This window comes from Acinetobacter sp. YH01019 (assembly GCF_013420285.1).
GTDB lineage: Bacteria > Pseudomonadota > Gammaproteobacteria > Pseudomonadales > Moraxellaceae > Acinetobacter > Acinetobacter gandensis.
On the sequence record NZ_VOYM01000030.1, the window covers coordinates 15,893 to 35,735 of the forward strand.

Genomic DNA, 19,843 nt, shown 5'->3' on the forward strand with positions numbered 1-19,843 from the left:
TTAACTTTCTATTCTTAAATTTCTAGGTTTTTTTATTTGTTTTTTCACTTTAACCAGCCGAATGTACTGTTTTACTGGCTTTTAAAAAACGTAATTCTTGTATTTTCCAGCCTTGATGAAAATGCCAAATTTCTTGAATCTGCTGTTGATTTTCAGTCAAACCAATCAAAATTTTGCACTCTGTTTGATCGCGATTAAACTCGTATTCCTCAAACTCAACATCGGGTTTTTTCGGTTTCCACACGCCATTATTGACCGCATGTGCAATACGCTCATAACGTACATAATTCGTTTCCACCCGACCTTCTTGCTCGTATACCACTTTAAAATGCTCATCTTCATACTCAGCCAACACTGCATAATTGCCGGTAAAAAATGCATTCACCCAAATGTCTCGAATGTGTTCAAGTTGATTGTCCATAGCTGACAGACCTCTTATATTGTTGGATATTCGCTTAATTTAGACAGCTTAGCAGCAGAATAAGTCAATTTTATAAAACACAATTCGATGATAATTTAACCACCATAAATCACAATAGCATAAAAAAAAGCACTCCAAGGAGTGCTTTTTCTGATTATTCTGTAATCGAATTATGCGTCGATATCGGCATTCAATGCATTCTCTTCAATGAATGCTCGACGTGGTTCAACATCGTCACCCATCAAGCAAGAGAACATACGATCTGCTTCAATTGCATCCTGTACCGTCACCTGTAACATGTTACGGTTTTCAGGATCCATTGTAGTTTCCCAAAGCTGTTCAGCGTTCATTTCACCCAAACCTTTATAGCGCTGAATCATCATGCCACGGCGTGAGTCTTGTAAAATGTTTTGCCAAACTTGATGGAAACTGCTAACCGCTATTTTACGCTCGCCTTTTTGCAAGTAAGCGCCATCTTCAAGCAAAGTAAACCAGCTCTTTGCATTCTTCAACAGACGTGCATATTCACCTGAGCCTAAAAGGCCTGAATCAAGTAAATAATGGTGCGGCAAGTTGTGCACGTAAATGGTAATGCGTGGGAAATATGTCGCAGACTTTTGACCTTCAGCATTTTCATGCTCAAAAGTTTCAATTGACAGTTCTGGACGCAAACTTGGTTGAGTTTTCTCAATATTGGCACGCAATTGCTCGCCCCAAGTTTGTACATAGTCTTGATTATTGGCTTGATCTAACTTAAAGCCTTCAACCGTCAACAAACCATCTAACACGCTTGCAGGGTAACGCACGGTTAAACGATGTAAACTTTTTTGCGAAGTTTGATAATCTGCAATCACACCTGCTAAAGCTTCACCACGAATAGCTGGCGCATTCGCACTCACGTGTAACTCAAGCTCATCAATTGCATTTGAAATCAGGTAAGTCTCAAGTGCATCGTTATCTTTGATGTACTGTTCTTGCTTGCCTTTTTTCAGCTTATACAACGGTGGCTGTGCAATATAAATATAACCACGTTCCACAAGTTCTGGCATTTGACGGAAGAAGAAGGTCAACAGTAGCGTACGAATGTGCGAACCATCGACGTCGGCATCGGTCATGATGATAATTTTGTGATAACGCAGTTTATCTGGATTATATTCTTCACGACCAATACCACAGCCCAATGCTGTGATCAGCGTGCCGACTTCTTGAGATGAAATCATCTTATCGAAACGAGCACGTTCCACGTTTAAAATCTTACCTTTTAATGGCAGAATCGCTTGCATCTTACGGTTACGGCCTTGTTTTGCAGAACCGCCCGCAGAGTCACCTTCGACTAAATAAAGTTCAGAAAGTGCTGGGTCTTTTTCCTGACAATCTGCCAATTTACCTGGTAAACCAGCAATATCAAGCGCACTCTTACGACGTGTCATTTCACGCGCTTTACGTGCTGCATCACGTGCACGCGCCGCATCAATAATTTTACCTGCAATTGATTTAGCCGCTTGAGGATTCTCTAAAAGATATTCCGAGAACGACTTATTCATTGCTTGCTCAACCGCAGTTTTCACTTCACTCGAAACCAATTTTTCTTTGGTTTGCGAAGAGAATTTCGGATCAGGCACTTTCACAGAAACAATCGCAGTTAAGCCTTCACGTGCATCATCACCTGAAACTGCCACTTTCTCTTTTTTGAGTAAATTTTCGCTTTCCATGTAGCTGTTTAAGCCACGCGTTAAGGCAGCACGGAAGCCAGCTAAATGCGTTCCACCATCTTTTTGCGGAATGTTGTTGGTAAAACAACGGACATTCTCTTGGTAGGTATCATTCCACTGTAGGGCAACTTCAACTCCAATCCCATTGTCCGCTTGAGTGGTGAAATGGAAGATATCGTTGAGATGTGTTTTACCTTGGTTAATGTATTTTACGAATTCAGATAAGCCGCCTTCATAGTCATACACATGTTCAAGGTTTACACGTTCATCACGTAGAACAATACGTACACCCGCGTTTAGGAATGATAATTCACGTAAACGACGTGCCAAAATATCGACATTAAAAATAGTCTGGCTAAAGGTTTCTGCACTAGGGTAGAAACGGACTGTTGTACCTGAAGTTTCAGTCACACCAGTTTCACGTAATTTATAGACAGGATCGCCATGGCGATATTCCTGCTCATAGGTCTTACCCGCACGACGAATATTTAATAGGAGCTTTTCTGATAAAGCGTTTACAACTGAAACGCCAACACCGTGAAGACCACCTGAAACCTTATAACTGTTATCGTCAAATTTACCGCCAGCATGCAGAATAGTTAAAATTACCTCTGCTGCTGAAACCCCTTCTTCAGGGTGTATATCTGTTGGGATACCACGACCGTTATCCGATACGCTTACGGACTCATCTTCATGAATAGTGACATTAATTTCATCACAATGACCTGCCAATGCTTCATCAATTGAGTTATCGACAACTTCAAACACCATGTGGTGTAGGCCTGTACCATCGTCAGTATCACCAATATACATACCCGGACGCTTACGAACTGCGTCTAAGCCACGTAATACTTTGATGCTAGAGGAATCATAAGCTTTTTCTATGGTTTGTTCTGTTTGAGAAGCAGCTTGATCTTCTGAACTCATGGTTTCTCCCTAGTGAAAAATAGGTCTATCCAAAGGTGGTATTTCATTGCACAACAGCCTGAACCGTACCATTTTCAACTTTGAATAATTGATAAGAAATAGATAAATCATGTAAGTGTTTTTGCACTGAATCATGGTCTAAAGTGGTAATAAAAACTTGACTACCAAGATGGCTTAAACGCTCAATTAATCGCTGTTGTGCGGTTAAATCTAATTCTGCTGTCAGATCATCCAATAATACCACAGTTTCCTTATTACAGGCATGTAGCATTGAAATCTGTGACAGTTTTAAAGCCATGATCAGTAACTTTTTTTGCCCGCGAGATAACACAACATCAGCGTCTCCCATCGGGGTTTTTAAGCGTAAATCTGCACGGTGTGGACCATATTCTGTATACCCCCTCTCACAATCTTTATAATGCTGATTAGTCAGATCATTCAGCAAGCCTGTTTCTGCATGAAAGCCAGCTGTGTACTCTAGCGTCACTGATAGATCCGGCAATAAAACTTTCAAGTCTTGCTCAAAATGTTTGACCCATTGCTCAACAACATGACTGCGCTGTGCATGCAATATTTCGCCGTAATCACTGAGCATAATGTTCCACGGCTCTAAGTCTGACAAACTCAGATTTCGACGCGACTTCAACAAACTATTTCGTTGCTTTAACGCACGCGCATAATATTGCCATGCATGGTAAAACTCCGGTTCCACGTGGAACATTAACCAGTCTAAAAGTTGCCGTCTGGGCTTTGCACCATGATCTATGATATCGGTACTTTGTGGGTCAATCAGTTGTAAAGGTAGCAATTTAGCAAGTTGCCCTTGCGTACCAATTAAATCACCATTGACTTTAATCAACTGTTCGCCGGACTGCATTTTTTGCATACCAATACGTTCAGAGGCGGATTGTGCAAACACCACTGCGTCAGGACTGTTATTTTGAATATAATTTTTAGGGATATGAGTCCGGAAAGAACGCCCCGTCGCTAGCAAATGAATGGCTTCTAAAACCGATGTTTTTCCTGAGCCATTTTGCCCATAAAAGACATTAAACGGCTGCAACCCAGAGAGTGCAACCGTCTTTAAATTTCGAACACGTTCTACATGTAAACGCGTGATATGCATATTAAAAAGAGACTTTAGCCTAAATTACACACGCATTGGCATCACAACATAAGTTTGATCTTGTTGTTGTGGATCTTGTACCAATACGGATTGATTTGCTTCTGTCATCGTCATCGAAACATCATCACCATCTAATACATTCAATACTTCAAGTAAGTACTGTGCATTGAAAGACATTTCCATTGGCATATCTGCATATTGAATAGCCAAGTCTTCAACAGCTTCATCTTGTTCAGGGTTATTGGCACGCAATTGCAAGGTATCCGCATCAAATTTCAGGAATACACCACGTAATTTTTCATTACTCAAGATCGCAACACGTTGTAGCGATTGCTTGAAAACATCATGCGCAATACGCACATTTTTATCACCACCACGTGGAATCACACGGCGATAATCAGGGAATTTACCATCAATTAACTTAGTCGTGAAACGCACGGTAATGTCGCCTTGTTCTTTATCACGACTCGCAATGGTAATCGTTACATTTAACAATTCACGACCGATCAACAACGATAATTGCTCATCTTCAACACTTAATAAACGCTGTAATTCACCCACTGCTTTACGTGGAACAATCGCTTGCATAGCTTGAGTTGCATTCGAGCTTGCTGCTGTTTCACACATCGCTAAACGGTGGCCATCTGTAGTGACTGCACGCAATTGATTTTCGTCAATTTCAAGTAAAGTACCAGTTAGATAAAAACGTACATCTTGTACTGCCATCGCAAATGAAGTTTTTTCAAATAAGCGTTTGAGCTCACGCTGTGTTACAGCAACTTGTGTACCTTGCGTGTTTTCAGTGGTCAGCAATGGATAATCTTCAGCAGGCAAAGTACCCAATACAAAACGGCTGTTACCTGATTTTAAAATACAGCGCTGATCTTCAGTGATTTGTAAATCAATCAATGCCGCTGAAGGCAATGATTTACAGATATCCATAAGTTTACGCGCAGGAACTGTCGTAACCCCAGCTTGTAAACATGCACCGTCTGCCAGCGGTGTGCTCGCAACCAATTCCACTTCTAGGTCAGAACCTGTAATGGTCAATGCCTGCTCAGTGACCTGCACTTTGACATTGGATAAAATATTTAAGGTATGGCGACGCTCAACCGCTCCTACGACATGTGACAGAACATTCAGTAAGCTTTCTTTCGCGATTTTTAAACGCACAATACATTCCTCTAAAACTGAAGACAGAAAAGATAAATTAATTTTTTAGCAGTGTACTATGCGGCAGAATATACCGCATTGCAAGAACAGAATTTGAACGAAAAAGCTTAACTTTGCAGCAGGCGCTGTAAGTTCTTATAGTCCTCATTGAAGATCGGATCTTCCTCACGAAGACTCTGCACTTTTTCACAAGCATGCATCACGGTACTGTGGTCACGATTACCAAATGCCATACCAATTTCAGGGAAGCTATCCCCAGTTAACTCACGTGCAAGCCCCATGGCCAATTGACGTGGCCGCGCATAGATACGGGTACGTTTTGGACCAACTAATTCCTTGAGCGGAATACGGAAATATTCACTTACGACACGCTGAATGTTTTCAGTGCTGATGGTACGCGCGCGAATTGCCAACACATCTTTTAAAGATTCGCGTACCACATCTAGATCGATCGGTGTTCCTTTAAAACGTGAAATTGCAACGACTTTATTTAATGCACCTTCCAACTCACGAACATTTGCTACCACTTGCTGAGCAATAAATAACGCACAGTTACGTGGTAATTCTACGTCATTGCTTTCGGCTTTTTTCAACAGAATTTCAATACGGGTTTCAATATCAGGAGGTTCTACACCTACCGACAAACCCCAAGAAAAACGTGAAACTAAACGTGGATCGAGTTCCGTTAGTTCTTTCGGATAACGATCCGAAGTCAAAATAATTTGTTTAGATTCATCTAACAAGGCGTTAAACGTATAAAAGAACTCAACCAAACTGGCTTCTTTCCCAGCCAATAAGTGGATGTCATCAACCAAGAGCAAGTCTAATGAACGACAGTTTTTCTTGAATTCTTCCACTTTGCCTTGCTGCAGTGAGCTGACAAAATCTTGCACAAAACTTTCAGCCGTCATATACATGACCCGTGCATTCGGTTTGGCCTGTAATAATGCATTACCCACTGCTTGCATTAAGTGGGTTTTACCTAAACCTGTCGGCCCATACAAAAATAAGGGATTATGTTGTGAAGCACCGGGTTGTGTAAGTACTTTACGACAGGTTTCCGCGGCCATTTGGTTAGAGCGACCTTCCACGAACAGTGAAAAAGTAAATAACGGATTGAGTTGACGCTTACGGCTATTTTTTGAAGAGCTCTCGTCTTTTTCTTTTTTAGGACGTGATGGAGCAACAGGTGCTGGCGATTGTTCCAGGGCTGCAGTCGTGGTTGCCGGTTGCTCAGATGCAGAAAGAATTGCACCAGGCCGAGAGTCGACAAGAATTTCAACTTTACGCACCCGACCTTCAGATAACTGTTCCGCTAATATTGAAATCAGTTCTAAATGGTGCTCTTGAATATAACGTGTCCAATATGGATTGGGTGCATACAGACGTAAGGTATCGCCTGCATCTTCTGCGACCAGTGGGCGTATCCACATTGTATAGACATTTCCTGAAAGCTCTTGTCGCAAGCGAGTTAAGCAGTCTGTCCAAAGCATGTGAAACCCCTATTTCAGTCCATTGTACGAAAAAATTGTTCAGCCACCGCTAAGCGGGCAGCCATTCTAACCATCTTATCCACATCTGTCATGGTTAATTCAGTCTAAATTGCTCAAAAAAGCGCAATTCAGCTTTAAATTTAAAATATAACCCATGTGTGGATAAGTTTATCCGCAAGCTGTGGATAAAATATATTACAAAGTTATCCACAAACTGTCAAAATTATAAAAACATGGTTATTCACAATATAAGATATTGTTTTAATAATTAAAAAATAGCTTTTCCACAGAAAATATCAACACTAATAGTAATAAATTTAAATTTTAAAATTTGAATTTATATATTAGCTCGATCATTTTTGGGGATAACTCCAATCTTGTTTTAAATTCAAATTTAAATTCTTTACAACAAGGTAATACCTAGCAGCTTGTGGATAAATTTGTGAGTAAACTTGCTGATAACTTAAATATTAAATATATACAATGCTTTAGTTTGTGGGTATTTATTATTTTTCTGAAAAACCTTTTTTGAATCTTTATTTATCTTGATATAACACAGCCTCGATTTTGAAAGAAAGATTGTTTTTCATTGACAGCTCAAGCAATGAGCACTAAAATCGCGAACCTTTACTGAAAGATCATTTTGGAGTTTCACTATGAAACGTACTTTCCAACCTTCTGAGTTGAAACGTAAACGCGTTCACGGTTTCCGTGCTCGTATGGCGACTAAAGCTGGCCGTCAAGTTCTAGCGCGTCGTCGTGCAAAAGGTCGTCACAGCTTAACTGTTTAATTTCAGTTAAGACTGTAAAGACTTGGGTGTTATGACTACACTTTACGGCTATAGCACAGATGTGCGAATACACTGTGCTGCCGATTATAAAAGTGTCTTCGATGGTGCGCTTTTTAAAGTGCATCAGCCCCACTTCTTATTTCTTGCCAAAATTTCCGAACAGCCTAAAAGCCGTTTGGGTATTGTTGTTGCTAAGAAAAAAGTGCGTCGTGCACATGAAAGAAATAGAGTAAAACGACTTGCACGCGAAAGTTTTCGCCTGCATCAACAGCAGTCAAATGTATTAGATATTGTCATTATGCCGAAAATGGGTATAGAGGTGGTACCGAATGCAGAGTTGTATCAGCAATTACAATTTGCTTGGCAAAAATTACAACGCCTTGCAAATAAGCATAAAAAAATAGCTACCTCCCCACAAGCGTAGAGATGGCCAATGGTTCGTATACTGCATTGGTTAATCCGTTTCTATCAGATTGCGATTAGTCCTTTACTGGGCCCCCGCTGTCGTTATATTCCAACATGTTCTCAATATTCCTTGGAAGCAGTCCATCAACATGGAGCTGTACGTGGTGTGTGTCTGGCTGTTAAGCGTATTTGCCGCTGTCATCCTTGGGGCGGTTCGGGTTACGATCCTGTTCCTTTAAAAGCAATTCGTTTTATTTCATTTCAGCAAATAGATTCTCAAACGCATCACGTTGCTGTACCCTTTCGTGATCGTTTAATGAACCAAAATCACTCTAACCACTTGGGGTAATACATATGCAACAATGGGCCAGGATTGCAATTCTAGGGGCCATGTTTGTTGTCGCATATTTGCTCATTTTGGCTTGGCAGAAAGATTATGGAAATGCGGAACAAAAACCTCAGCAAAATGCTGCGGTGGTATCGCATGAAGTATCTGCCGATTTACCAAATGGCCAGACAGCAACAGCTGCTTCAGATGTGCCGCAAGCAAATAATGCTGCTACGCAACAAACCACAGATGCCACTGCACCTGTTAGTCAACAGCTAATTTCAGTACAAACTGACCTTTACCATTTTTGGATTAGTCCAAAAGGTGGTGATATTGTTCGTGTTGAATTACTTAATCACGACAAGAACAAAGACAGCGATGAACCGTTTGTTATGCTCGAAAGCGATGCTAAACGAACTTACGTTGCACAGTCTGGCTTGATCGGTCTCAATGGCCCAGACAGTAATCCGAAAGGTCGTCCAAGTTATGAGATTGAAAAATCATCTTATACAATGAACGATGCGAAAGCGGTTAAAGCTAAAGATGGTCAAACAGCTAAAGTTCTTTCAGTACCAATGGTTTATAAAACAGCAGATGGCGTAGAAGTAATCAAAACTTTCAGCTTTACTGAAGGTAAATACCCTGTTGTTGTAAATCATAAAATTGTGAACCGCAGTGCGCAGAACTGGCAGGGTCAGATGTTTGGTCAGCTGAAACGCGACAACTCTGAAGATCCAGGTAAGTCTGACCAAGGTATTTTCACATTGGGTACATTCCTAGGTGGTGCATGGGGTTCGCCTGATGAACATTACAACAAACTGAAATTTGCGAACTTCAATGAAGAAAAATTGAATGTTGAAGTAACTGGTGGTTGGGTTGCAATGGTTCAGCATTACTTCGTGAGTGCATGGGTTCCAGGTGAAATTAAACTGACACAAAATGGTCAGCCATACGCAGCAAAACTTGAGTCACGTAAATCTACAGATGACATGAACATTATTGGTTTCACGTCACCTGCGATTAATGTACCAGCAGGTACTGTGGCAGAAGTGGATGCAACCTTCTATTCAGGTCCAAAAATCCAATCTGAACTCAAAGATTTGGCGGTTGGTTTAAACCAAACTGTGGATTATGGTTGGTTATGGCCAATTGCGAAGCTACTGTTCTTAGGCTTGCAGTTCTTCCATGGTTTAGTTGGTAACTGGGGTTGGGCAATTATTTTATTGACCATCTTAGTAAAATTGATTCTTTGGCCGTTGTCGTCTAAGAGCTACCGCTCAATGGCGAAAATGCGTGTGATTGCACCAGAAATGCAACGTATGAAAGAAGAGTTCGGTGAAGACCGTATGCGCTTCTCTCAAGAAATGATGGCACTGTACAAACGTGAACAAGTCAACCCACTTGCGGGCTGTTTACCATTGTTACTACAAATGCCAATCTTCCTTGCATTGTATTGGGTATTGATGGAGTCTGTTGAACTTCGTCATGCACCTTGGTTGCTTTGGATTCAAGATTTGTCGGCAATGGACCCTTGGTTTATTCTGCCGTTGTTAATGGGCGCGACGATGTTCATTCAACAAATGTTGAACCCACAACCTGCCGATCCAATGCAGGCAAAAGTGTTCCGCATTATGCCGATCATTTTCACAGTATTTATGTTGTTCTTCCCTGCTGGCCTTGTGCTGTACTGGATTGTCAACAACAGTATCACTATCCTTCAACAAGGTATGATTAACAAATCTGTTGAAAAAGAACGTGCAAAACGTGATGAAGCGACTCCAGTAAACTAAGTCTTGCTGATTAGCTGAATAAATCCGCTTAAGATGGTAATCTTAGGCGGATTTTTCTTTGTCTGATGTTTGAGAATTTTTAGGTGAATTATATGCAAAACCGAACCACGATCGCAGCAATTGCCACCCCTCCAGGTCGTGGTGGTGTCGGAGTGATTCGCCTATCTGGTCCGAAGTCTTATGCGATTGCTGAGGCACTGACGCAGCAACCATTACCTAAAGCACGTTATGCAGGCTTTCGAAAGTTTAATGACGCAGCAGGCGAAATTATGGATGAAGGTTTGGTGCTTTGCTTCCCGAATCCACATTCATTTACGGGTGAGGATGTGGTGGAATTGCAAGGCCATGGCGGCCCTGTGATTCAGAATGCGCTGTTAGCACGCTTGCTTGAATTAGGTGCAATTGCTGCCAAAGCGGGTGAGTTTTCCATGCGCGCTTTCGAAAATGGCAAGATGGATTTGGTGCAAGCTGAAGCAATTGCAGACTTAATTGATGCAACCTCTCAAGCCGCTGCACGTTCTGCGGTGCGTTCACTACAGGGGGCATTTTCTACCAAGGTGAATGCAGTACTTGAGCAACTGATTCATTTACGTCTACATGTAGAAGCTGCGATTGATTTTCCTGAAGAAGAAATCGACTTTTTGGCAGATGGTAAGATTTTGAACCTACTTGATGGTGTCGCAAACGCTGTCACTCAAGTACAACAATCTGCGCGTCAAGGTCAGTTATTACGTGAAGGTTTACAGGTGGTGATTGCAGGAAAGCCCAACGCCGGTAAATCATCACTGTTAAATGCTTTGGCGGGTATTGATCGTGCCATTGTAACGGATATTGCGGGTACTACACGCGATGTACTGCATGAGAAAATTAGCTTAAATGGTTTACCTATTACTCTGACAGATACCGCAGGCTTACGTGAAACAGGCGATGTGGTGGAAAAAGAAGGGATACGTCGCGCCATTCAAGAAATTGAACAAGCTGACCTGTTACTTTTGGTCTATGACTTAAGCCAAGGTGAAGATCCTCTGCAATTGGCGCAGGCATATTTTGCTGATCACATCGAACCAAAACGCTTAATGCTTATTGGAAACAAATGTGATTTAACAGGTTCACAAGCTGAAATCACCGATTTCCAAGGTTTTCGTCATATCACTGTCTCAGCGAAACAAGAAACCGGTGTTCAGGCGCTCATAGATGCGATTACAGCGCATGCTGGCTTCCAACCAGAAGAAGATACCTTTATTGCGCGTACACGCCATTTAGACGCAATGAAGCGCACTCAGCTATATCTTGCTGAAGCACGTGAACAATTGGTGGTATATAACGCAGGTGAATTGGTCGCGGAGTCTTTGCGTTTAGCACAGAATGCGCTTGGCGAAATTACCGGTGATTTTAGCGCAGATGATTTGTTGGGTAAGATTTTTGGATCATTCTGTATTGGAAAGTAATTTCAATTTAAGCCTATATTCCAGTAAATTCTAATAAGTTCCAATGATAATTAAATAGCATTAAGTTTTAATAGCTTAGTGCTTTTTTTATGTCTTTTTATTGTTCCAATATGTTCTATACGTTCATCTAGTGCTATGATTTTTTTAGTCACCTAATAGCTACGTGACAATAAAACCTTATTTTTATGCCTGAGTGACTAGAATAATGCCAAAGATAAACGGCCTGTTTTTCTCTACTGATAGAGAGATTCAAAACCTTAAACCACAGGACAAGCGATATTCAGTTAAAGACAAGCTGAATAATGGGCTGTTTATTGAGGTGAAGGAATCAGGCGTTAAGTCGTGGCACTATCGTTATTCACTGGCAGGCAAGCAAGAAAGGCTTGTTATAGGTCGTTATCCTGACTTGTCATTGAAGGACGCTAGACAGATCAGAGATGAATCCGCCTCATTGGTCGCTAAAGGTATTTCACCGAAACAAGATAAGACCAAACCTAAAGGCATTTTGTTCAAGGACTACGGCGAACGCTATTTAAAAGAAGTCATTAAAAAAGACCGTAAAAACCCATACAACATGATTTTGTGCCTGAGCAATGATATTTACCCAATGATGGGCCACATCCCCCTAGATCAGGTCAGCATTGAAGATATACGCCGTACAATATGGCGTAAAAAAGAACAGGGATATGATGCAGCAGCTAACCAAATCAGAGGCTTGTTAAAGCGCATGTTTGATTATGCAATGACTTTGGGCCTTGTACCTTATAACCCTGTTTTGGCTATCCCGTCACGGCACGTACACAAGGCAAAGCCTAGAGATAGATATTTAAGTACAAATGAAATCCGCACCTATTACACCACCCTCCTAAACTCAAGAATTTACCGACCTAGAAAACTGGGCCTTTTACTGTCATTGCTGACATTGGTTAGAAAGTCAGAGCTATTGAGGGCCAAGTGGGAGCATATCGACTTTGATAGCCGTATATGGCTTATCCCTGAAACAAAGGCCGACAGTGCGACAGGTCATAGTCGCGAAATGGTCGTTTATATGTCGGATCAGGTGATGGAGATATTTAAGGAACTCAAAGCGATTGCAGGCAATGAGCCTTTTGTATTTGTAGGCAGAAAGTCAGGTACTCATATCAGCCATAATGCGTTTAATACGGCGCAAAAGGCAGCACTGGCATTAACAGACTTGCCACCGTTCACAGTCCACGACTTGAGAAGAACGGCCAGCACTCATTTAAACGAGCAAGGTTTTAATAGTGATGCAATCGAGGCTTGTTTAAACCACACAGCCAAAGGTGTAAGGGGTGTATATAACAAAGCCAAGTATGAAAAAGAACGTACAGAGATGATGCAGAAATGGAGTAATCATATTTTCAGTGTGATTTATGAACCTAATCTGATCTTTTTTAATCAGGCTAAAGGTGCTTAATTGTATCTAATTGTAACTTGTTGAACTGTTAATTATTCATATATGACTAATAGAAATGCTATTCAATTTATAACTTTGGTTATATTAGATTTATAGCAAAAATTAATTAAATCGAATTAAAGCGAACCAAAGCGGACTAAGGAGAATTAAATTAAAGTTTAAACCTATAATTCCTATAACTCAGGTTATATTTTTTTTAATAGCACTGTTATTCAAAAGTGAATTATTGAGCAGCAGATTGATGATGCTGCGCGACAACAAATAGCGCACTTGATGGGGTAAAGAGGTAGCCATTTAAGCATAACTCTTATAAAGTAAGTGTAGAAGTTCATTAGGAACATCTAGTTCTAGTAGCGTTAATTTTGTTATTTACTAGACAAAGAAAAAGGCCACAAAGGTATTACCAGTACCTAAGCAGCCTTTTTTTGAAACAGGTGGTATTTCACAACACCAATCACGAAATACCGATTTTTTAACTTTGCCCCCGCTAAGGCACAAATTAGGAAACCCTAAAATGTAAAAACAAAGTTAGCAGCTCATAGAGCTTCCGACCAGAAAATGCACACGTGCATCGCCTAGTCGTATCAATGATATTAGTAAACTTATACGTATTAGTAAACAGTTTGTTCACCTCTTTGAACTTTATTGGAACTAATTGAATGTATATGGTGACTATATTTAAGTTCTATGTAGCTAATAAAAAATAACTTTTTTCTCATTTTACATTCCTGTTTTGTGTCTAGGCATCCCCTTTTAAATTATTAAGGAATGTTTAGATGACCTTATCTAAAAATCAACAAATCGAAAATCAACGCTTTATCCGCCGTAAAGAAGTGCAAGCCAAAACAGGGCTTGGAGCTTCGTCAATTTACGCAATGATGAAACAAGGTAAATTTCCAAAAGCTATCACCCTATCAGAACGCCGTGTCGCTTGGATTGAATCTGATGTAGACCAGTGGATTAATGAACGCATAGCAAGCCACAAAGCAGCCATTGCAACGATGGAGGCTTGAGCTATGGAGTTCACGCTACAAGATGCAATTAGCATCACCCAGCAGGCACAAAGAAAACTTGAGCAGATCAGCCATGAAGTAAACGGCGAGCAGATAAAAAACCTTTTTATTGATGTGTCCGACTTCACTTGCTTGGCCCTTGATTACTTCACAGATGAAGATAAAACCGAAGCCAATGCAAGACAGATCGAACAGGCTATCGACCTACTCGACCATGTTTCTATCCGAGCATCCGAATTAGGTGCAGAGGTATTTTCTAAGCCTTATTCAATTGATGACTACCTAAAAGCCGAGGCCAGCAAGCTAAATACCTTTTTACGCTTAGCACTGGAAACCTTGAGTATTACAGACCTAGCCGATCTATACGCCTATGCCCTTGCCTCATATTGTCCGACTGGCGAAGCGGATCAGGAAGCAGATTTAATCGTAAATGATGAAGCTATGAAGTTTTTAGAGGTTAAAGGCTTCAACGGAACGATTAAAGAGCTACTCAGTGAACATGCTGACATGGTGAAGAAATCAGGTGTTAAGGACGTTCTGATAATCCACATCGGAACGATTCACAAGCTGACTGATGCACTGTCAGGAATGGGAGCATAAGAACATGAACAACACCCAATTAAAACAAGTCCTGGCACACCTCAAGCAAGGCAAAACCATTTCCCAGGCCGAGGCTATCGACCTTTTTAACTGCTACCGATTGAGCGCAATCATTCAGCGTTTACGGTGTGCAGGTTACGACATTGTGACCCACTACGAGCGCAATAATTCAGGTATTGGCCGTCATGCACGGTATGAGCTTATTAAAGAGGTGGCAGCATGAATAAATATGTACACCCTGAATTTTTCAAAACCTTCGACCACTACAAAGCAATGCGCGAGCAGTACGGAGAACACCACCCCATCACAGAGCAGGCACTCATGCTAACAATGCACTACACGCCTGAGCATATCAAAGAAGAAATGCACCAAAAGGCAAAAGAGTTGAACCTATTGCCACCGCCAAGCGGTTATACGGATGACGGCGAACCTATGTACCAGTTAGAGGACATTGCAAAGCATTTCGGCATTAGCTTTGAAGAAGCAGAACAGCGTTTATTGCAGATGATGGATAACCGCCAGCAAGTCGGATTATCAAATGACGGCGTTTTGATTGATTCAAAAATCCATATCAACCGTGTGCAGTGAGGGCTAGAGCATGAAAGGATTAATCACTTCCCAATATGATGGCCAAGAACTTAGCTTTAATGAGCAAGGTTGGTTTAATGCAACTCAAGCATCGAATCGCTTTAATAAAAAGCCTAATGACTGGCTACGTCTGCCTGATACACAGCGTTATATTGATGCCCTCATTAAAAGAGAGAATCAAAAAAGTGATACGAGATTATCCCGTATCACTGACTTTGTGAAAACCAAGAAAGGCAATTCAAAATTATTTACGCAAGGTACATGGCTTCACCCTAAATTAGCCGTGCGCTTTGCCCAATGGTTAGATATTGATTTTGCTATTTGGTGTGATGAGCAAATTGATAACTTACTACGTGGCAATCATCCAATATTTGATAAACGCCGTTTACGTCATCAAGCAGCAGCCACCTATAAAGCTGTATCAGCAGTCTTAAAGCTTTCACGTGAGCAATCAGGCAAAGAAACAAGACCCCACCATTACATGAATGAAGCACGATTGATTAATTGGGCAATCACAGGTCAATTTACTGGCTTAGACCGTGACAGCCTTTCATATGATGAGCTGGACTTACTGGCTGAGTTAGAAGCACAGGATCTAATTTTAATTGGCTCCCAATGTACCTATGAACAGCGCAAAACAGCATTAAATCTATTTGCTCAAAACTTTAGAGCCAATAGGTCTGTACTGTCACATCAAGCAAATGTCCTGGAGGCCTAAAACATGAAAGATATCGTAATGGTCTCTTACCGGATCAATGATGAAACGGATACTGAAGCGGACTTAATCGTAACTGGTGAGGCCTGTAGCTTTGTCGAATTGCTCTCTATAGGAGATGGAGTACAGGCGATTAATGAGGGTATGGACCAGCTTATGAAAAACCCTAAAGCTAAAGATGTACTAGTTCTTCATGCCGGTAGCTTACAACGTATTTGTGACACGCTTATAGAGGGGTTTGAAGCATGAAAAAACTCTCAATCAAATCATTAAAACTATCTTTTATTCCGGTAAAGACTGTTTTTCTTATTGCACTACGAAAATTTCGTAGTTATGATTGGCTTGTTCACCCACATGGTGAATTAGCTTTGGTCGGCTATGAATACTCAGCGCATACAGTCCGCTTAACGGGCTTTTTTTGTATGCGTAATATCTCTATGCGTTCGCATGTTATGGCGGAGCTGGAGGGGGAAGCGTTCGCGCTTGCCAGTCACCTGAGTTACTGGTCGACCAACCCCTTTCAGCTTTGCCACCTAAATTACTTGGTCGTAATTGGCAGAGCTCCAAACTCAGGAGCGCATTCTCATGCCTAAATCTATCTCAAATAAAACAGCTCAAAACTTTTTAGAAAATTCTCAAGTGATTATTGAATCACTGGAGGGTACATTGCTTCGCTTATATGTGAGCTATGAACAGCACGATATATCCGATGCCAAAGCAAAGGCAATGCTTAGTGTATGTGAAATGCTGGCAAGTGCTGCCTTAGAGGATATTGAAAGCGCGAGCGCAAAAACAATACTAGATATATCAATGATTGTTAGCCGAGCTACTGGCATCTTATACACGCTTGAAGAACTGGCGCATTTAAACCTAGCAAAAGGCCATACAGCAGCAGCTATAAATGGATTAACCCTAGCTTGTAGCACATTAAATGAATTGCTAGAAACTGCGGTGGATTATGTGATGAAAGGGGGTAGCCACAATGCTTGATTATGACCACCCCAAAGAACTAATAACACCCGATGACATTTTAAACGAATGCACACAGCTTGTATCGTTTAATGATGCTTATTCATCACATCCACTCATACAGCGTTTTGGCAGTCCTGAGCAGCCGATTTATGTTGATGATGGCAATGTGGATATAAACGGCGTTACCTATGCACAGCCTTTGATTATGCCTATCTATGATGGGCAAATGGAGCTTGTACAGTGTGCAGTCATGCAGGATGGGCAGCGCGTGGCCGTCATGCCTGATGGATTGGCTAGAGGCTTTGCAAGGTATGGAGATTTTGACTCGACCAGGCCTGTCATTATTACTCACGGCCTGGAGGCATTCTTTAAGGTCGCACAGACTGGCTACGCCGTTGTATTGGTGCTACTGCCTACCCTATGCAGCAACCATAAAACAGAACTCAAGCCGTATGATTTTGAACAAATACAGTTCGTTATTAATCAGCTATCACAGGCAGGCTATAAGCAGCTTTATTTACCGGTCAGAATTGAGCAAATGCACCTTGAGCCATTCAAAGCATTGGAGCAGAACACGGCAGTTAGACTGCTATGCCAGTATTTAAAAATTGGTGTAAGTGAATTTCAGATCGAACTGACCCAGCATGAAAGTGTAAGTGAGGTGCTGGCGTTTATTGATGAAGCGATAGAGGCTTTACCCGAAAAGACCCATTTACCTAAAGGCCATTTAGCCAAGCCGTTTAAGATGGATGACAATTCATTTTTACACATCATGGATAGTGGCTTATATCTGATAAAGGAAAAAAGGGATGATGACGGCGAAGTTAAGCAGACACGCACCTTTATTTCTCATTCTGCAATCATACTAGGTGAAGCGCGAAGCCTAAATAATGACAACTGGAAGCGCGTCATTCGATTCCATGACAAGGACAATACCCAGCATACAATATTAGTCCCTTATGAGCATTTCATGGGTGAAGCGCAAGAAGCATTAAAGATTATTGCCAATCATGGATTAATGCCACCACGTCAAGCCTATAAGAAAAATGTATTTATCAATTACATTCAGGACTACCCTATTGAGCATCGTTTTCGTTGTGTAGACCGTGCAGGATGGTACGGAAATAACTTTGTTACCACCAACCGCACCTATGGAAATAGCAATGATGAGGAACTGTTATTTCATAGCGATATGAAAGACCCATACAGCACATTGGGCAGCTTTGACGAATGGCAGAAACTAAGCCAATTAATTGAGCCTCACTCATTGGCTGTATTGGCATTCTCATGTGCATTCTCAGGCCAGCTTGTAACGCCGTTAGCTATTGAAAGCGGTGGATTCCATATCTACGGCACGTCCACAGATGGCAAAAGTACCATCACCAAAGCATCATGCAGCGTATGGGGCAAGCCTAAAGACGTATCAAAATCATGGCGGACTACAGATAACGCTTTAGAAAATGATGCTGAATTAAGAAATGATAGCTTTCTGAATCTTGATGAATTGCGCCAAGCCACCGCCAAAGCCGTGAACGATATTGTTTACATGCTAACAGGTGAAAAGGGTAAAGCGAGGGGAAGCAAGTCTGGCAAGAATAGGGATACCAAAGAGTTTAGCTTGATGTATACCTCCACCGGGGAAATCGCACTGGAAGACCATTTACGCCGAGGCAATATTGAGCTTGATGCAGGCTTGTTACTTCGTTTTGCTCATTTGTCCAGTGATGCAGGCAAAGGATACGGCGTATTTGAATGTATCAACTACGGCAGCAATTCAAGTGACTTGGGCAACCGCATTAATGAGCTTGCCGCGAAGCATTATGGACATGCAGGTATTAAGTGGCTTGAGTATTTAACCCGTGATAAAGATGCAGTGATGCAAAAAGCACAGGAGTTATTAGACAGCTTTATTGAGCAGCACACCCAAGCCAAGAACGGACAGGCTAACCGTGTTTTACGCCGTTTTGCATTGGTGGCGGTGGCTGGAGAGCTGGCAACACTGGCAGGTATTACAGGCTGGCAGCAAGGACGCGCATTTGAAGCCGTAGCGCAATGTTTTAATACTTGGCTGAATAGTCTAGGCGGTGGCGAGAATATGGAGGAAACAAAGATTTTGGAGCATATCAAAGCCTTTTTTGAATCCAACGGAACGAGCCGTTTTGAAGACTTAACCGTAATCAGACAGGCAGACGGCGAAGTAATCCGCCCACGCATTCATAACCGTGTCGGCTACTACGATCCGGAAAGTAAAGTTTACCTAGTATCTACAATCATGTTCAAAAAGGAAATGTGTATAGGTATGAACGAAACTAACGCCAAAAAAGTTTTAAAGGCGAATGGGTGGCTTGAATGTGAGGATGGTCGTTATACAAAGCGCATTAGCAACAAGCTACCTGATGGAGCGCGACCAACAATGATGCACTTCAAAGTTGATGTTATACAAAACTTTAATAGCGAAAACTGAAAACTATTAATTATCACTGTGACAACTGTGACATAGAGTATTAATAGTTAATTAAATTATTGTTATATATATACTTTATTGTGTCACAGTTTTGATTATAAGCTATTTTTTGTAGTGTGACATGACTGTGACAAGTGTGACATAGATTTGAATTTAGGCAGCTTGTCACACTTTCTTGTCACAGTGTCACAATTTAAATTAGCTTTAATATTCTGTGATTGTGACATATTTTTTATCCTTAAATTAATATAAATCATAGGTTTAAATATTCATGTCACAGTTGTCACACTTGTCACAGTAAAAAATACACATTGAACCGTACCGGGTTTGTCGGAGACTTTTTTATTTAAGTTAGGCCACCTGACCTAACGGATTAATTTTATCATAGTACATTGCTTCAAAATCAAAAGGTGGCACATAACCTAGTGCACTATGTACA

20 protein-coding genes are annotated in these 19,843 nt (G+C 41.2%); 15 read left to right on the forward strand and 5 right to left on the reverse strand.

Going from position 1 to position 19,843, the window contains the following annotated elements:
• Positions 1 to 49: 49 nt before the first annotated feature.
• From FTT84_RS08930 to dnaA, 5 genes are all read right to left on the reverse strand, one after another.
• Positions 50 to 421 (reverse strand): hypothetical protein, encoded by a 372-nt coding sequence (locus tag FTT84_RS08930; protein ID WP_180080954.1) that lies wholly within the window; start codon positions 419 to 421, stop codon positions 50 to 52.
• Positions 422 to 591: 170 nt separating this feature from the next.
• Positions 592 to 3,060 carry a DNA topoisomerase (ATP-hydrolyzing) subunit B gene (gene gyrB, locus FTT84_RS08935; RefSeq protein WP_180080956.1) on the reverse strand — a complete coding sequence of 823 codons (2,469 nt, stop codon included), beginning with the start codon at positions 3,058 to 3,060 and terminating at the stop codon, positions 592 to 594.
• A gap of 43 nt (positions 3,061 to 3,103) precedes the next feature.
• Positions 3,104 to 4,186 carry a DNA replication/repair protein RecF gene (recF, locus tag FTT84_RS08940; RefSeq protein ID WP_067761978.1) on the reverse strand — a complete coding sequence of 361 codons (1,083 nt, stop codon included), beginning with the start codon at positions 4,184 to 4,186 and terminating at the stop codon, positions 3,104 to 3,106.
• A gap of 24 nt (positions 4,187 to 4,210) precedes the next feature.
• Complete coding sequence (gene dnaN, locus FTT84_RS08945) at positions 4,211 to 5,359, reverse strand: DNA polymerase III subunit beta (RefSeq protein ID WP_067761980.1); 1,149 nt, start codon at positions 5,357 to 5,359, stop codon at positions 4,211 to 4,213.
• 107 nt (positions 5,360 to 5,466) lie between these two features.
• On the reverse strand, positions 5,467 to 6,852 hold the full coding sequence (gene dnaA, locus FTT84_RS08950) for a chromosomal replication initiator protein DnaA (protein ID WP_180058815.1): 1,386 nt from the start codon (positions 6,850 to 6,852) through the stop codon (positions 5,467 to 5,469).
• 656 nt (positions 6,853 to 7,508) lie between these two features.
• On the opposite strand from dnaA, the gene rpmH reads away from it, so the two are divergent.
• The 15 genes from rpmH to FTT84_RS09025 all read left to right on the forward strand — a co-directional run bounded on the left by rpmH (position 7,509) and on the right by FTT84_RS09025 (position 19,404).
• Positions 7,509 to 7,643: a 50S ribosomal protein L34 gene (gene rpmH, locus FTT84_RS08955; RefSeq protein ID WP_000831329.1), complete on the forward strand. Its 135-nt coding sequence runs from the start codon at positions 7,509 to 7,511 to the stop codon at positions 7,641 to 7,643.
• 31 nt (positions 7,644 to 7,674) lie between these two features.
• Positions 7,675 to 8,067, forward strand: coding sequence for a ribonuclease P protein component (gene rnpA, locus FTT84_RS08960; protein WP_180080958.1), 393 nt, complete (start codon positions 7,675 to 7,677; stop codon positions 8,065 to 8,067).
• Between the two features lie 9 nt (positions 8,068 to 8,076).
• Entirely contained in the window at positions 8,077 to 8,397 is a 321-nt protein-coding gene (yidD, locus tag FTT84_RS08965; protein WP_067761986.1) for a membrane protein insertion efficiency factor YidD, read from the forward strand.
• A gap of 5 nt (positions 8,398 to 8,402) precedes the next feature.
• Positions 8,403 to 10,166, forward strand: coding sequence for a membrane protein insertase YidC (gene yidC / locus FTT84_RS08970; protein ID WP_180080960.1), 1,764 nt, complete (start codon positions 8,403 to 8,405; stop codon positions 10,164 to 10,166).
• A gap of 92 nt (positions 10,167 to 10,258) precedes the next feature.
• Positions 10,259 to 11,614, forward strand: coding sequence for a tRNA uridine-5-carboxymethylaminomethyl(34) synthesis GTPase MnmE (gene mnmE / locus FTT84_RS08975; RefSeq protein ID WP_180058812.1), 1,356 nt, complete (start codon positions 10,259 to 10,261; stop codon positions 11,612 to 11,614).
• A gap of 205 nt (positions 11,615 to 11,819) precedes the next feature.
• Positions 11,820 to 13,052 (forward strand): tyrosine-type recombinase/integrase, encoded by a 1,233-nt coding sequence (locus FTT84_RS08980; protein ID WP_180080962.1) that lies wholly within the window; start codon positions 11,820 to 11,822, stop codon positions 13,050 to 13,052.
• Between the two features lie 776 nt (positions 13,053 to 13,828).
• Positions 13,829 to 14,065 carry an AlpA family transcriptional regulator gene (locus FTT84_RS08985; protein ID WP_180080964.1) on the forward strand — a complete coding sequence of 79 codons (237 nt, stop codon included), beginning with the start codon at positions 13,829 to 13,831 and terminating at the stop codon, positions 14,063 to 14,065.
• A 3-nt stretch (positions 14,066 to 14,068) separates the two neighbouring features.
• The gene (locus tag FTT84_RS08990) at positions 14,069 to 14,665 is read left to right on the forward strand and encodes a hypothetical protein (RefSeq protein ID WP_180080966.1); all 597 of its coding nucleotides are present in this window, start codon (positions 14,069 to 14,071) and stop codon (positions 14,663 to 14,665) included.
• A 4-nt stretch (positions 14,666 to 14,669) separates the two neighbouring features.
• On the forward strand, positions 14,670 to 14,888 hold the full coding sequence (locus tag FTT84_RS08995) for a helix-turn-helix domain-containing protein (RefSeq protein ID WP_168405096.1): 219 nt from the start codon (positions 14,670 to 14,672) through the stop codon (positions 14,886 to 14,888).
• Positions 14,885 to 15,253, forward strand: coding sequence for a hypothetical protein (locus tag FTT84_RS09000; RefSeq protein WP_180080968.1), 369 nt, complete (start codon positions 14,885 to 14,887; stop codon positions 15,251 to 15,253). Before FTT84_RS08995 ends, FTT84_RS09000 begins: the two co-directional genes overlap by 4 nt.
• Positions 15,254 to 15,263: 10 nt before the next feature.
• Positions 15,264 to 15,971: a KilA-N domain-containing protein gene (locus tag FTT84_RS09005; RefSeq protein ID WP_180080970.1), complete on the forward strand. Its 708-nt coding sequence runs from the start codon at positions 15,264 to 15,266 to the stop codon at positions 15,969 to 15,971.
• A gap of 3 nt (positions 15,972 to 15,974) precedes the next feature.
• Entirely contained in the window at positions 15,975 to 16,217 is a 243-nt protein-coding gene (locus FTT84_RS09010; RefSeq protein WP_180080972.1) for a hypothetical protein, read from the forward strand.
• Positions 16,214 to 16,561 carry a hypothetical protein gene (locus tag FTT84_RS09015; RefSeq protein WP_180080974.1) on the forward strand — a complete coding sequence of 116 codons (348 nt, stop codon included), beginning with the start codon at positions 16,214 to 16,216 and terminating at the stop codon, positions 16,559 to 16,561. The genes FTT84_RS09010 and FTT84_RS09015 overlap by 4 nt, the downstream gene beginning before the upstream one ends.
• Positions 16,554 to 16,958: a hypothetical protein gene (locus FTT84_RS09020; RefSeq protein WP_180080976.1), complete on the forward strand. Its 405-nt coding sequence runs from the start codon at positions 16,554 to 16,556 to the stop codon at positions 16,956 to 16,958. The genes FTT84_RS09015 and FTT84_RS09020 overlap by 8 nt, the downstream gene beginning before the upstream one ends.
• Positions 16,951 to 19,404 (forward strand): DUF927 domain-containing protein, encoded by a 2,454-nt coding sequence (locus FTT84_RS09025; RefSeq protein WP_180080978.1) that lies wholly within the window; start codon positions 16,951 to 16,953, stop codon positions 19,402 to 19,404. Before FTT84_RS09020 ends, FTT84_RS09025 begins: the two co-directional genes overlap by 8 nt.
• Positions 19,405 to 19,843 lie beyond the last annotated feature (439 nt).

What these genes read in the sequence shown, in the direction of transcription:
- FTT84_RS08990 (WP_180080966.1), top strand. Translation starts at nt 14,069, where the DNA reads ATGGAGTTCACGCTACAAGATGCAATTAGCATCACCCAGCAGGCACAA.
- FTT84_RS09020 (WP_180080976.1), top strand. Translation starts at nt 16,554, where the DNA reads ATGCCTAAATCTATCTCAAATAAAACAGCTCAAAACTTTTTAGAAAAT.
- FTT84_RS09025 (WP_180080978.1), top strand. Translation starts at nt 16,951, where the DNA reads ATGCTTGATTATGACCACCCCAAAGAACTAATAACACCCGATGACATT.
- FTT84_RS08985 (WP_180080964.1), top strand. Translation starts at nt 13,829, where the DNA reads ATGACCTTATCTAAAAATCAACAAATCGAAAATCAACGCTTTATCCGC.
- FTT84_RS09005 (WP_180080970.1), top strand. Translation starts at nt 15,264, where the DNA reads ATGAAAGGATTAATCACTTCCCAATATGATGGCCAAGAACTTAGCTTT.
- FTT84_RS09015 (WP_180080974.1), top strand. Translation starts at nt 16,214, where the DNA reads ATGAAAAAACTCTCAATCAAATCATTAAAACTATCTTTTATTCCGGTA.
- mnmE (WP_180058812.1), top strand. Translation starts at nt 10,259, where the DNA reads ATGCAAAACCGAACCACGATCGCAGCAATTGCCACCCCTCCAGGTCGT.
- FTT84_RS09000 (WP_180080968.1), top strand. Translation starts at nt 14,885, where the DNA reads ATGAATAAATATGTACACCCTGAATTTTTCAAAACCTTCGACCACTAC.
- gyrB (WP_180080956.1), bottom strand. Translation starts at nt 3,060, where the DNA reads ATGAGTTCAGAAGATCAAGCTGCTTCTCAAACAGAACAAACCATAGAA.
- FTT84_RS09010 (WP_180080972.1), top strand. Translation starts at nt 15,975, where the DNA reads ATGAAAGATATCGTAATGGTCTCTTACCGGATCAATGATGAAACGGAT.
- yidD (WP_067761986.1), top strand. Translation starts at nt 8,077, where the DNA reads ATGGTTCGTATACTGCATTGGTTAATCCGTTTCTATCAGATTGCGATT.
- rpmH (WP_000831329.1), top strand. Translation starts at nt 7,509, where the DNA reads ATGAAACGTACTTTCCAACCTTCTGAGTTGAAACGTAAACGCGTTCAC.
- rnpA (WP_180080958.1), top strand. Translation starts at nt 7,675, where the DNA reads ATGACTACACTTTACGGCTATAGCACAGATGTGCGAATACACTGTGCT.
- yidC (WP_180080960.1), top strand. Translation starts at nt 8,403, where the DNA reads ATGCAACAATGGGCCAGGATTGCAATTCTAGGGGCCATGTTTGTTGTC.
- FTT84_RS08980 (WP_180080962.1), top strand. Translation starts at nt 11,820, where the DNA reads ATGCCAAAGATAAACGGCCTGTTTTTCTCTACTGATAGAGAGATTCAA.
- FTT84_RS08995 (WP_168405096.1), top strand. Translation starts at nt 14,670, where the DNA reads ATGAACAACACCCAATTAAAACAAGTCCTGGCACACCTCAAGCAAGGC.
- recF (WP_067761978.1), bottom strand. Translation starts at nt 4,186, where the DNA reads ATGCATATCACGCGTTTACATGTAGAACGTGTTCGAAATTTAAAGACG.
- FTT84_RS08930 (WP_180080954.1), bottom strand. Translation starts at nt 421, where the DNA reads ATGGACAATCAACTTGAACACATTCGAGACATTTGGGTGAATGCATTT.
- dnaA (WP_180058815.1), bottom strand. Translation starts at nt 6,852, where the DNA reads ATGCTTTGGACAGACTGCTTAACTCGCTTGCGACAAGAGCTTTCAGGA.